Annotated in this window: 11 protein-coding genes; 6 read left to right on the forward strand and 5 right to left on the reverse strand. The window is 53.4% G+C overall.

Annotation, left to right across the window (positions count from 1 at the left end; translation table 11 throughout):
• Positions 1 to 330: 330 nt before the first annotated feature.
• The 4 genes from ACJJIB_RS14015 to adiC are packed head-to-tail and all read left to right on the forward strand — an operon-like array spanning position 331 to position 7,616.
• A complete protein-coding gene (locus ACJJIB_RS14015) occupies positions 331 to 2,028 on the forward strand; it encodes an FMN-binding glutamate synthase family protein (protein ID WP_444886527.1) in 1,698 nt (565 codons plus the stop codon).
• Positions 2,029 to 2,055: 27 nt separating this feature from the next.
• Positions 2,056 to 3,768: a thiamine pyrophosphate-dependent enzyme gene (locus ACJJIB_RS14020; RefSeq protein WP_444886528.1), complete on the forward strand. Its 1,713-nt coding sequence runs from the start codon at positions 2,056 to 2,058 to the stop codon at positions 3,766 to 3,768.
• 48 nt (positions 3,769 to 3,816) lie between these two features.
• A complete protein-coding gene (locus ACJJIB_RS14025; protein ID WP_444886529.1) occupies positions 3,817 to 6,123 on the forward strand; it encodes an Orn/Lys/Arg family decarboxylase in 2,307 nt (768 codons plus the stop codon).
• A 35-nt stretch (positions 6,124 to 6,158) separates the two neighbouring features.
• Positions 6,159 to 7,616, forward strand: a complete 1,458-nt coding sequence (adiC, locus tag ACJJIB_RS14030; protein ID WP_444886530.1) for an arginine/agmatine antiporter — start codon at positions 6,159 to 6,161, stop codon at positions 7,614 to 7,616.
• Here the strand turns inward: adiC and ACJJIB_RS14035 are convergent.
• Positions 7,606 to 8,073, reverse strand: a complete 468-nt coding sequence (locus tag ACJJIB_RS14035; protein WP_444884463.1) for a YpsA SLOG family protein — start codon at positions 8,071 to 8,073, stop codon at positions 7,606 to 7,608. The two genes, adiC and ACJJIB_RS14035, sit on opposite strands and share 11 nt — an antisense overlap.
• Positions 8,074 to 8,152: 79 nt before the next feature.
• Between ACJJIB_RS14035 and ACJJIB_RS14040 the strand changes: the two genes are divergently transcribed.
• A complete protein-coding gene (locus ACJJIB_RS14040; RefSeq protein WP_444886531.1) occupies positions 8,153 to 8,608 on the forward strand; it encodes a DUF2269 family protein in 456 nt (151 codons plus the stop codon).
• A gap of 46 nt (positions 8,609 to 8,654) precedes the next feature.
• Here ACJJIB_RS14040 and ACJJIB_RS14045 read toward each other — a convergent pair whose 3' ends face one another.
• From ACJJIB_RS14045 to ACJJIB_RS14055, 3 genes are all read right to left on the reverse strand, one after another.
• Positions 8,655 to 9,632, reverse strand: a complete 978-nt coding sequence (locus tag ACJJIB_RS14045) for a hypothetical protein (RefSeq protein WP_444886532.1) — start codon at positions 9,630 to 9,632, stop codon at positions 8,655 to 8,657.
• Positions 9,633 to 9,690: 58 nt separating this feature from the next.
• The gene (locus ACJJIB_RS14050; RefSeq protein ID WP_444886533.1) at positions 9,691 to 10,317 is read right to left on the reverse strand and encodes a malonic semialdehyde reductase; all 627 of its coding nucleotides are present in this window, start codon (positions 10,315 to 10,317) and stop codon (positions 9,691 to 9,693) included.
• A 73-nt stretch (positions 10,318 to 10,390) separates the two neighbouring features.
• Entirely contained in the window at positions 10,391 to 10,852 is a 462-nt protein-coding gene (locus tag ACJJIB_RS14055; RefSeq protein ID WP_252082116.1) for a DUF3429 domain-containing protein, read from the reverse strand.
• A 67-nt stretch (positions 10,853 to 10,919) separates the two neighbouring features.
• On the opposite strand from ACJJIB_RS14055, the gene ACJJIB_RS14060 reads away from it, so the two are divergent.
• The gene (locus ACJJIB_RS14060; protein WP_444886534.1) at positions 10,920 to 11,180 is read left to right on the forward strand and encodes a DUF3081 family protein; all 261 of its coding nucleotides are present in this window, start codon (positions 10,920 to 10,922) and stop codon (positions 11,178 to 11,180) included.
• Positions 11,181 to 11,378: 198 nt separating this feature from the next.
• On the opposite strand, the gene ACJJIB_RS14065 is transcribed toward ACJJIB_RS14060, so the two are convergent.
• Positions 11,379 to 12,005, reverse strand: coding sequence for a MiaE family protein (locus ACJJIB_RS14065; RefSeq protein ID WP_444886535.1), 627 nt, complete (start codon positions 12,003 to 12,005; stop codon positions 11,379 to 11,381).
• Between the last annotated feature and the right edge of the window lie 235 nt (positions 12,006 to 12,240).

Below are 12,240 nucleotides of genomic sequence, written 5' to 3' on the forward strand. Positions count from 1 at the left end.
TTCTGCCAGAATCTTGTCAGGCGACTACTGGAATGCTCAGGCAAAGGACCCATCCATTCGCAAAGGCCCACCCCCATACCACTCGACCTTCAAGCCTCAATTGAAATTACTGAATTATTCAGAGGCCCGTTCCCTTATTAAGTATTGCAGGCCTCCCCGCATGGAAATAAACAGCTGCATACACTCAATGCCTAAAGCCAGTATTTACGCGCCTACAAACAGTAGATTGGCAAGATTCATACTGGGGGTGGTCAGTTTTGCGGCAGATCGTGGACCGATAGCGGCAAAGCCCCCTGTGATGATCTAGGTTCATTATCGGAACTCCCAGTAATGAGATTGAACCCACACACTATGATCATCTCCACAGCCTGGCGCGCCTATGCCAGTCGGAATGGAATCAAGCGCGCCATCATTCCAGTGACCGCCCTGGTTCTGACACCGATATTTTTAATACTCACCATTGCTGTCGATGCCTGGTGGGTGATCGCATTGCTACTCAGCCTGTTCTTAGTGCTACTGGGCATTTATGACATGCTTCAGCCCAACTGGAGTTTGACACGTAACTTCCCTGTTGCCGGGCGCATACGCTGGTTATTTATGAATCTGCGCCCCTACTTCCGCGCTTACATCGTGGAGGGTGATGAGGAGGGCAGACCATTTAGCTATGAGGCGCGCCGACTGGTCTACGCCCGCGCCGACGGTTTCTCGGATATGCACCCCTTTGGTACTGAGCTGGATGTACGCAGTGATGAATACATGTGGCTCACGCACTCCATTAACCCGGCCAAAGAGGCTGATATTAAGTCCCGCATCGAAGTGGGTTCTGGCCGCTGTGCAAAACCCTATTCGGCAACGCTATTAAATATTTCCGCAATGAGCTTTGGCGCCTTATCCGCCGCTGCGATTGAGGCACTGAATCAGGGCGCAGCTATCGGTGGCTTCTATCACGACACCGGAGAAGGTGGCATCAGCCCCTATCACCGCAAACATGGTGGGGACCTGGTGTGGGAGCTAGGAAGCGGCTATTTCGGTGCCCGTAAGGATGACGGCAGCTTCGATCCCGACCTTTTTCGCGAAGCCTGCAATGATCAGGTAAAAATGACGGAAATTAAGCTGAGCCAGGGCGCTAAACCTGGCCATGGCGGTGTATTACCCGGAGCAAAAGTTACCCAGGAAATTGCCTCAACCCGCAAAGTCCAGCAGGGCGTCGACTGCGTATCTCCACGCGCCCACTCGATGTTTTCCACCCCTATTGAAATGCTCGAATTTGCCGATCAGATGCGCAACCTCTCCGGTGGCAAACCGGTGGGCGTCAAACTGTGCGTGGGGCAGGTCTTTGAAGTACTGGCCATTATGAAAGCCATGCTGGAAACAGAGAAATATCTCGACTTTATCGTGGTCGATGGCGCCGAAGGCGGGACCGGTGCCGCGCCATTGGAATTATCCAACCATGTGGGCATGCCACTGCTGTCGGGGCTGATCGTAGTCCGCAATGCCTTAGTTGCTACCGGCTTGCGCGATAAAGTGCGCTTGGCGGCGAGCGGTAAAATCTACTCTGCTTCAGAACTCGCAGCCTGTCTGGCGATAGGCGCCGATTGGTGCAATGCCGCGCGGCCTTTTATGTTTTCCATCGGCTGTATTCAGTCGCGACGCTGCCACACCGATACCTGTCCTACTGGTGTCACGACCCAGGACCCCAAGCGCCAGCGGGGCCTGGTGGTGGATGTGCAGAGCAAGCGCGCGGCGGCTTTCCAGGCCAAGACCCTGGAGGCTCTGGGGGAGATTGTCGCCGCCGCCGGTTTAACCGAACCGCGCGACCTTCAACCCTACCACCTCTATCACCGCATCAATGGTACTGAGTCATATCCTATTGATCGCATCTGGCACTTTCTCAATGAGAACGCCTTGATAGACGCCCCTGAGGAGACGCCTTACCGGCATTGGTGGCAGGCCGCCAGGGCTGATTCATTCCGGCCCGCAGTCAACCTGGCTCACCACGATGATCACTCCGCACTGCGGCGCTTGTAAGCCCTGCCCCTTACTCTGGAGATTTCCATGGAGACCGTTTCGGAAATTATTGTCGATGCCCTGGTAAAAGCCGGAGCAAAGCGCTGCTATGGCATCGTCGGCGATACCATCAATCATTTCACCTCCGCCGTGCGCCAGTCCAAGCTGGAGTGGGTCCACGTTCGTCACGAAGAGGTGGGTGCCCTGGCTGCAGGCGGTGAGTCTTACTTGAGCGGGGAGCTCAGTGTCTGTGCCGGTACCGCTGGCCCCGGCAGCCTGCATTTTCTCAACGGCATCTTTGAGAGCCACCGCAATGGCGCACCGGTATTGCTGATCGCCACCCGCATTGACCGAGCCGAGCAGGGATTGGGATTCCCGCAGGATGTCGATCAGATCAAACTCTACGAACAGTGCGCAGTATTCTGTGAAACCCTTTCCGACCCTGAACAGGCTCGCCGCATTGTGAGCCAAGCTGCTCAGGCAGCTCTCAACCACAGAGGCGTTGCGGTGGTTGAGGTCAGTGGCGATATCTTCAAGACCAAGATCAAAGACTCAATTCCCTGGGCTGTTCATCGCCCCCAGTGGATAGCACGCCCCACTGATGAGGAGTTGGATGCGCTGGCAGAAAAGCTCAACCAAGCAGGGAAAATTGTTATCTATGGCGGTATCGGCTGCCGCTTCGCGCACGATGCAGTAGTTAAGCTGGGACAGCAGCTGGCTGCACCCATAGTGCATACCACCCGCTCCAAGGAATATCTGGAATACGACAATCCTTGCAACGTGGGCATGAATGGTATCCTCGGCAACCCTGCCGGTTATCGCGCAGTTCAAACCTGTGACCTGCTGTTGTGCCTGGGTAACGATTTCGCCTACACCCAGTTTTACCCGGAAAAAGCCACCATTATTCAAGTGGACATTGCGGCTTCCCACCTCGGGCGACGTACGCCCATTCATATGGGCCTGGTCGGCGATGTCGGCGCGACCATTGAAGCCCTATTGCCAAGATTAAAAGACCGCAGTGACAATGCATTTCTCCAGGACCTGCTCAGTCGTTATCAAAAAGACCTGGAGCAGTTGGAAGAGCGCGGCCACGAGCCAGACCCCAAACTGATTCACCCACAGTACGTTGCCCAAGCCCTGGATAAACTCGCCAGCGACGAAGCTGCATTTACCGCCGATGGCGGCTCTCCCATGGTTTGGCTGCTGCGCCACCTGCGCGCCAATGGCAAGCGCTCCTTCCTCACCAGTCTCTCCCACGGCACCATGGCCAATGCCTACCCCCAGGGTCTGGGTATGGCTAAGGCAGACCCCAACCGCCAGGTAATTGCGATGTGTGGCGATGGCGGAATGACCATGCTAATGGGCGATCTATTGACCCTGGTGCAGGAAAAAATCCCTCTCAAACTATTGGTCTTTAACAATCATTCCCTCGGCTTTGTGGAAATGGAACAGCGTATTGAGGGACTGCTTGATAGCTACACCGACCTGCAGAACCCCGATTTCAGCCGCATGGCGGAAGTGATTGGTATTCCTGGAGAAAAAGTCGAGAGAGCGAGTGATCTCGAGGACGCGATGAAACGCTGGCTAGCAGTCAAAGGACCTGCCTTACTGGACGTCACTGTAAACCGGCTGGAACTGGTGATGCCCCCAGAGGTGACAGCGCAGCAGGTGTCTTCCACCGCGCTATTTGGCCTCAAGGCCATACTCAACGGACGCGCAGATGAAGTGGTCGACCTGCTAAAAGACAACTTTCTACGCTGACGGGGAGCCGGCCAACTCGACCCGAGACGCAACCCAGGCGGGAGGTACATGCACCAGCTCGGAAAACAAGTGCCCACCAATATGCTGGCCCTGCTCGCCAGTGGGGAGATCGCCAGCAACAGCGCTCCTGGCCGCGCCGCCACACGCCTGCAGGAGGAGCTGGCGCAGCGTCGCATCGACCTGATCACCACGGTTTCCAGTGACGATGCCAGTGCCATGTTACGCGCCAACCCGGCAATACAATGTCTGCTACTGAACTGGGAACTGCCCGGCAGCGGTCACCCCCCAGCGCTGAATGTGCTGGAGCAGTTGCGAGCACGTAATCTGCATCTGCCGGTATTTCTGCTGGCAGACCGCGAAACCGTCAGCAATATGCCGCGCCGCGCCCTGGAGCTGGCCAATGACTTCATTTGGATTCTGGAGGACACCCCCACTTTTATCGGCGGGCGTATCCAGGGTGCAATAAGGCGCTACAGCCAGGCGGTGCTGCCGCCAATGTTTGCCGCCCTAACCCATTTTTCCCATGTGCATGAATACTCCTGGCACACGCCCGGCCACACTGGTGGCACCGCATTTTTAAAGTCCCCTGCAGGGCGCGCCTTCTATGATTTTTTCGGCGAAAATATGCTGCGTTCAGATTTGTCCATCTCTGTGACAGAGCTGGGCTCCCTACTCGATCACACAGGCCCCATCGCCGCAGGGGAACGCTACGCAGCCAAGGTATTCGGCGCAGATCGCACTTACTATGTCACCAACGGCTCCTCCACCTCCAATCGCGTGATTGTGATGGCCTCTGTGACCCGCGGCCAGCTGGCCCTGTGCGACCGCAATTGTCACAAGTCTGTAGAACATGCCATCACCATGTCCGGCGCTGTTCCTACTTACCTGATACCACTGCGCAATCACTACGGTTTGATTGGCCCGATTCCCCCGGATCAGTTGACGAGAGCAGCCATTTCAGAGGCCATTGTTAACAATCCCCTGGCGGGCAGCGCCGATAGCCAGCGGCCGGTACATGCGGTGATCACCAACTCCACCTATGACGGCCTCTGCTATAACGTGCGCCGGGTGGAGGAATTGCTGGGTGAGTCCGTAGACCGGCTGCATTTTGATGAGGCCTGGTACGCCTATGCGCGCTTCAACCCGATCTACCGGGATCGCTTCGCGATGTACGACAGCGAGGACGATGAGCCTCACACAGGCCCGACAAAATTTGCCACCCAGTCCACACATAAACTGCTGGCGGCCCTATCGCAGGCCTCCATGATTCATATCCGCGATGGGCGCAGCCCCATCGAACACGGCCGCTTTAACGAGGCCTTTATGCTGCACGCCTCCACTTCACCCCTCTACTCCATCATGGCCTCGAATGATGTCAGTGCAGCGATGATGGACGGCCCTGGCGGCACTGCGCTCACGGGCGAATCTATCGCTGAGGCGGTGGCTTTTCGCCAAGTGTTGGCACGACTGAAACGAGAGTATGGGGAAAAGGGGGAGTGGTTTTTTGATGGCTGGCAGCCGGATCAGGTAACAGAACCTTCAAGCGGCCAGAAATACGCCTTTCACAGCGCACCTACAGAGCTACTGTGCAGCGAAGCCAGCTGCTGGTTGTTGAATCCCGGAGACTCCTGGCACGGATTCGGCGAGCTAGAGAAAGGCTATTGCATGCTCGACCCCATTAAGGTCTCCATCACTACCCCGGGCATGCAGCGCAACAGTCAGCTGGCGGAATGGGGTATTCCAGCCGGCATTATCAGCAAGTACCTGGATAACCTCGGCATTATTGTCGAGAAGACCACTGATTTTACCATCTTGTTCCTATTTTCCATCGGCATAACCAAGGGCAAATGGGGCACGCTGATCAACGCACTACTCGCCTTCAAACGGGACTACGATGCCAATCAGCCTCTCAGCCAGTGTCTGCCCAATCTGCTGGCCAAGCACTCTGGTTATGCCGATATGGGCCTACGCGACCTGGCGCAAAAAATGTTTACCCGTATGAAGGAATTGCGCAGCACAGCAAAAATGTCCGCTGGTTTTTCTGCTCTGCCACAGGCCGACTTCAGCCCTGTGCAGGCCTATGAAGCCCTGGTGCGCGGCGAAGTGGAATTGCTTCCCTTGAGCCAGTTGGCTGGGCGCAGCGCAGCAACCGGGGTTATTCCCTACCCACCGGGTATTCCGCTATTGATGCCGGGGGAAAATTTTGGCAGCGAGGGCAGTCCTGCCCTGGAATATTTACGCGTGCTGGAGTCCTTCGACCGGGAGTTTCCCGGCTTCGGCCATGACAACCACGGTGTCGAAGTACACAAGGGGCACTACCATGTCTACACCCTGAACCGGGGGACCGCGCCATAACCCCCCAGACGGCGGAGAGTAATAAAATCGGTCTGGTGCCAGCCACGCTGATGGTGGCCGGCAATATGATGGGTTCCGGCGTATTTATGCTACCGGCCAATTTGGCAGTTATAGGCAGCATCTCCCTGATTGGCTGGTTAATCACCATCGTGGGCGCCGTATCACTAGCACTGGTTTTTGCCCGCCTTGCCGCCCTGGACCCGGCCGCCGGAGGCCCTTATGCCTACGCACGCAGGGCGTTTGGCGACTATATCGGCTACCAGACCAACCTCGTGTATTGGCTGGCCAATGTCATCGGCAATGTCGCACTGATCACCGCCGGGCTGGGCTATATCACCCATTTCTTCCCCCCGCTCCAGGACCCTATGACCTTTGCCCTGGCCCAGGTGGCCATGATCTGGCTACTCACCTACGCGAATATCCTCGGGCCGCGTATGGTTGGTCGTATCCAATCGCTCACCACCAGTTTGGTGTTTATTCCCATTCTCGGTACAGCACTCTTCGGTTGGTTCTGGTTTGATAGCCAGACATTCAACACTAGCTGGAATGTCTCCGGCAAGAGCAATGCCAGTGCCATTATGGCCACGCTCACCTTTACCCTGTGGGCATTTATCGGCGTGGAAACCGCATCTGTATCCGCAGCAGTGGTGAGAAACCCCAGCCGCAATGTGCCGATCGCCACTGTTGGCGGGGTGTTGCTGGCATCGGTAGCCTATGTCCTGAGTTCTTCGGTCATTATGGGCATGCTGCCTAACAAAGAACTCATCGCCTCTTCGGCACCTTTTGCCGACGCCGCACGTTTGGCGTTAGGCAATACCGCCGCGAATATTGTTGCAGTCTGTGCAGCAGTAGGTTGTATCGGCTCTCTCGGCGGCTGGATTCTTTTGGTGGGGCAATCTGCCAAGGCTGCAGCTGATGACGGTCTCTTCTCCAAAGCCTTTGCCAAAACCAATCCTAAAGGGGTGCCCTCTGTCGGCCTGACTTTGGTAGCCATTCTGATGTCCTTACTGGTACTCGCCACCATTTCTCCCAGCGCCAGCCAGCAATTTGGCAAGATCGCCTCGGTGGCGGTCATCATGACATTACTGCCCTATATCTACTCGGCAATTGCACTGCGGGTACTCGCTTACGGCAAAATACCGCAGCAACAATACACACTGTTTACTGTAATACTGCTAATTGCCGCAATCTATTGCCTGGTGGCACTGGTGGGCTCCGATGGCCAACAGACGCGCTGGTCGCTGATATTTGTTATTGCCACCGTTATTTTCTATGCGCTGATATTAAATCGCCGCCGCAGCGTCGAAGAGAAACACTGGCTACCCGGCGGACCGGAGCCAAAGTGGGTGCAATACTTTACCCTCGGCGCAACAGTCACTGCGCTGTGCGTTTTTTTCTGGTTTTCCGTGGGCCAGCATGCAGACCTAGAGCTTCGCCTGCGCGCCCCACAACCACAAGTTTCGAACCAACAGTCGCAACCAATTAACCACTAAATACCCGCTGTATGGTCTCGGCCGTGCGCCAGGTAATCCCCTGGGAATTTGATTCCCTATTGCCAGCTACATTTAAAATATAAGGTTTGTTTTTACCGATAAAATCGCGGATTTGTTTGCAGCAGTCATCCCAGGGATCAATCACTAAAAAGGGTTTACCCAGCTCCCGGCAAAACTTAATGGTATAAGAGGTACCATCACTGCCGGGATTGTCGGTAAAGATCAAAGTTGCATCAGAATTACGGATATTCTCCCGAGTGCGCTCTGCTAAATTCCCAGATGCCAGTTCAATCAGCCCGAAGCTTTTGAGAAAATCGGCGCGCTCTCCAACTTCGGTCCAATACCCCTGCGGGGCAGTACCACCGGTGGCAATACCCAATCGTTGCCCGGCGATCAAGCCACCAGTATCCGCACCGGTCTGCCCACCGCTGATAATTTTTTCTGGTTTGAAACTCATAGCCAAATCAAACCTATAGGATTGAAAGTTATGCGCTAAAACTCTACCTTATTGCCGGTTTATTTTGGTCTGCCGCTTTATGAATTACTACCTCGCACTCAAGACACTACATATTCTCTGCGCCATTATCGTACTCGGAACCGGCACCGGGATTGCCTGGTATACTTTGCGCGGCTGGCTGTCCGGTGATTCCCAGGTGATTCAGTGGGTAAGTAAGGAAACGGTGCGAGCAGACTGGATATTTACCGGCAGCGCAGTACTCGGTTTACTGGGAAGTGCCATGGGGATGTTGGTGATTAACCCGGCATGGATAGAACAAACCTGGCTACAATTGGCTGCCGGGCTAACCCTAGCGGTTTTCCTATTGTGGCTACCGGTTGTCTACCTGCAATATCAATTGCGCGCACATGCAAACCAAGAAAATAGCCACAGTCAAATCCGCTGGATCATGCGCACCTGGTGCCTGCTAGGTGCTCTGGCCTTTCCCTTAACGATTGCTATCGTTTACCTGATGGTTTCCAAGCCCTCCTTTTAAACAGCATCACGAAAATTTGATGATGACCAAATACACGTTTTCAGCCTTAACTCCCTCCCCGCAGTATTTTATAGCTCGCTCTCTCCCCCATATCTTTCCACTGCCGCTTAAAGTCCTCCAGCACAACCCCTGCGATAATATCGGCAAAACCGTCAGGGGTTTTACTCAAGCGCTCTAAGGCTTTCTTTTTACATAGTGGAATAATAACCGCAGATTTCTCGCGCCTATCACACCTCAGCAAGCGACTGCGAATTTGCTCAGCCTCGCCACCGGAACAACTTGCATCGGTAATGACAAAAACATTGGTATCACTATCGAGATCAGGGCAGATCAGGTCCCACCCAAGATCAAACTGCCGGAATACAACCCCGCGAAAGCGCCCCCTGCCCACCTCACTACCTGTGATAAAGGGCCAGGCATGGGCTAGGGTCCAAAGATAAGATTTACTGAGCACATATTGCAGGTGTTGGTTTCTCACCAAACCCAACTGACACTGCTTTTTGAAAGTTTCATCATCCAGTTTTGCCTTACTGCAGATTGCCTTGGGAATAAGCTCCCCTTTATAACTGGTGGTAGGAATTACCACGACAAAGTCATCGGCCTCTTTTTTTTTCTCTAAGGCTTTAACAATGGTGGCCTGTAAGTGCAGAATAAATTCTTCGGTAGAAATTACGTCATGGGGTAAAGACACCCTCTCTTCCCCCAGGTTCATATATCGCGTTTCATTTCGATACGCCGAAATAATTGGCTCTAGCTCCTCCTTGCTGAACAGCAGTTTTTTACCCAAAACCGCTTCTTCATTAATTTTTCTGGCATAGCAATCCAGAAGCATCTGGTCCGCCCGGTAAATTCCTTTATTTTTAGATGAGACACAGCGTAAATATTCAGTATCCTGAAACGCGAGAAAACGCTCAACTACCGGCCGGCTGATATCCCTGCCAAACAACTCATACAAAACCTCTTCATCTCTGGGTAAAAAGTAATTATTCGGGCGAAATAGATTTTGCAATTGCCTATGAGCCATTCATCCAACTCACTTTTAACCTTCTTCTTGAGATCCTGATGGCATTCACACAGTGCCCTCAAACAACTTGGCATATCTCATCGAATTCAAAGCGCGGATTGCGCGGATGTAACTTGGCATCCACACCGTATCCCAGATTACAGAGAAAGTTGGATTTAATATGGCCTGGACAGTGTTCCTGTACAAAGGCTGGGGTCGAGGACTGATCACTGAAAAATTCATGATCTACTAGGGCATTATCAAACCCAGACATAGGGCCGCAGTCCAGGCCCAAAGCCCTCGCCGCCAGAATAAAGTAGCCACCCTGTATTGAACCATTGCGAAATGCCGTGGTTTCTGCCAACTCTGGATTATCGGCAAACCACTCACGCGCCGGTGTGTGGGGAAACAACTTGGGAAGATATTCGTAAAAGCGCATATCAAATGCGATGATTGCTGTCACCGGTGCCGACATGGTTTTCTCAATATTGCCCGCATTCAAAGCCGGTTTAAGCCGGGCTTTTCCCTCCTTGCTCACAATAAAAACAACCCGCATCGGGCAACAGTTAGCGCTGGTGGGCGCCATCCTGACAAGATTGTGCAACTTTTTCAGCAACTCTTTCGGCACCGGTTTATCTTGCCAGTAACTGTGTGTTCTAGCTTCAAAAAATAATTGATCTAATGCTGGAGGGGCAATCGATTTCATACCTGGCATTCTCGTGTCGCTTTCTGGTGAAAGTCTAGCTTTCAGAACGACGGAGAAACGGTTACTCCAAGTGTTAACGCAGCAGTATCATGCCGATATGGCAAGCAATCACCAGATAGGTCACGATACTGCGAGTACGAAAATACTGCTCCCGACCAGGCAGATTGGGGTTTAAGCGGGCCTCCATCCAGGCCACAAAGGCAAAACCTATTGCGAGAATGGGCAACCCCCAAGCACTTTGATAAAGCATTAATCCAACCCACCCGGCAAGCGCAACCACATTACTGAGCACGATCAACGCCAACCGGTGAGGATGGCCGGGCCGGTTCAGCGCGCCCCCCCACCAGATACCACACAAAAAGCTGAGAATCACTGCACTATAAGCGGTAAAGAATAGGCTGGCATCAATACCCAGGAGGGAGACTTCAGTTAGCTGCAACAATAGACCGACAACAAAAGGACAGAGCCCCAGGTAAGCCAGGGCATCAAATAAACGGGTATCCACCACCGGCTGCTGATAGCCGCTACTATCCATGCTGTCTAATCTTCCATACAGTAAGGGAGAACAGAAACAACAAGTTTAGTGGCACGGGGAAGCCAGTATGGAAGAGGAGAGCAAAATTGATGTCAAACAGGCCTTGCGGGTATTTGATCGTGTCACCCGGGAGGGACACAGGGAAACAGACGGCTGGCACTACAAAGGACTGACAGCGAGCACCGATTTTGATGGCTACACCGTATTTATCAACTCAGCAAAAGTGAAACTCACCGTCTTTTTTCACAATAAGTTTTCTATCGATTATTCGAGCGACAGAGAGCTGCAGGATTTTATACGCCTACTGGCTAGTCTTGATCAGAAATGAATACCTTAAGCGCCGTTGCTCCCCAGTGGACTAGCACCGTGGTATCACCTAAACCGCGTTAGCACCTAAATAGGCACACAGCATTTTGGTGTCCAATGTACTGCCTGCAACTGATGTAGAACAGCTTCATAGCCCTCCTGTCTAGTCAAGCAAGAAAGTGATCTCCATCAGTGACAGTTCAATGATTTTTAACGGACCCTAGCCCTGCGACTTTCCCGGCACACCGCTATGGAAACGAAACTCACCATCGCCACTCAGCACAAGCTCTTTCTCCAGCGCTAACAACGCCTGCACCCGCTGCTCAATATCTTCATCTGCGGCTTTTTGCGCGAGATGTAGATAGTCGCGGAAATGGCGAGCTTCAGATTTCAGCAGAGACAGGTAAAATTTTTGCAGCTCTTCATCCAAGTGTGGCGCTATACGGGCAAAGCGTTCACAGGAACGTGCCTCAATAATGGCTCCACAAATCAGAGTATCCACAAGGCGCCCTGGCTCTGCGCTGCGCACCTCGGCACGCAACCCAGCCGCGTAGCGGGAGGCGCTCACGTGGGGATAGACAATGCCGCGCTTTTCCATAATGGCCAGTACTTGCTCGAAGTGGCGCAACTCCTCACGAGCCAAACGCGACATCTTGTGCAGCAGCTCAAAATCCCCCAGATAGCGAAACATCAGGTTGAGCGCTGTACCGGCCGCCTTCTTTTCACAGTTGGCGTGGTCCACCAGCATCATTTCCGGCTCAGCCAGTGCTGCCTCAATCCAGGCATCCGGGGTGGCGCACAGCAGGAATTCGTGAATCGCGGACAAATCGGGAACTTGGGCACTCATGGGATCAGTATTTCATCTGGTATCAATCATTTGGCGCGGGATTATAGCGGCACAACAGCAGAAAGGCAGGCCCCAACAGAAATCAAGCGTTGCTCTCCAGGGCAGCTTTTACTGTAAACAGCTATCTATACTTTTCTCTGTGACGCCCCCCCTTCAGACAACCTCTAGCCAACCTCTAACCAACTTCACACGCCAGGCACCCCCCAGTTTTAAACAATCCAAATAGAAATTTGTT

It is taken from the genome of Microbulbifer mixtoriginis (SeqCode) (assembly GCF_052467705.1).

Excerpts from the sequence above, each read along its gene's own strand:
- ACJJIB_RS14015 (WP_444886527.1), top strand. The coding sequence starts at position 331 with ATGAGATTGAACCCACACACTATGATCATCTCCACAGCCTGGCGCGCC.
- ACJJIB_RS14020 (WP_444886528.1), top strand. The coding sequence starts at position 2,056 with ATGGAGACCGTTTCGGAAATTATTGTCGATGCCCTGGTAAAAGCCGGA.
- ACJJIB_RS14025 (WP_444886529.1), top strand. The coding sequence starts at position 3,817 with ATGCACCAGCTCGGAAAACAAGTGCCCACCAATATGCTGGCCCTGCTC.
- ACJJIB_RS14035 (WP_444884463.1), bottom strand. The coding sequence starts at position 8,073 with ATGAGTTTCAAACCAGAAAAAATTATCAGCGGTGGGCAGACCGGTGCG.
- ACJJIB_RS14040 (WP_444886531.1), top strand. The coding sequence starts at position 8,153 with ATGAATTACTACCTCGCACTCAAGACACTACATATTCTCTGCGCCATT.
- ACJJIB_RS14045 (WP_444886532.1), bottom strand. The coding sequence starts at position 9,632 with ATGGCTCATAGGCAATTGCAAAATCTATTTCGCCCGAATAATTACTTT.
- ACJJIB_RS14050 (WP_444886533.1), bottom strand. The coding sequence starts at position 10,317 with ATGAAATCGATTGCCCCTCCAGCATTAGATCAATTATTTTTTGAAGCT.
- ACJJIB_RS14055 (WP_252082116.1), bottom strand. The coding sequence starts at position 10,852 with ATGGATAGTAGCGGCTATCAGCAGCCGGTGGTGGATACCCGTTTATTT.
- ACJJIB_RS14060 (WP_444886534.1), top strand. The coding sequence starts at position 10,920 with ATGGAAGAGGAGAGCAAAATTGATGTCAAACAGGCCTTGCGGGTATTT.
- ACJJIB_RS14065 (WP_444886535.1), bottom strand. The coding sequence starts at position 12,005 with ATGAGTGCCCAAGTTCCCGATTTGTCCGCGATTCACGAATTCCTGCTG.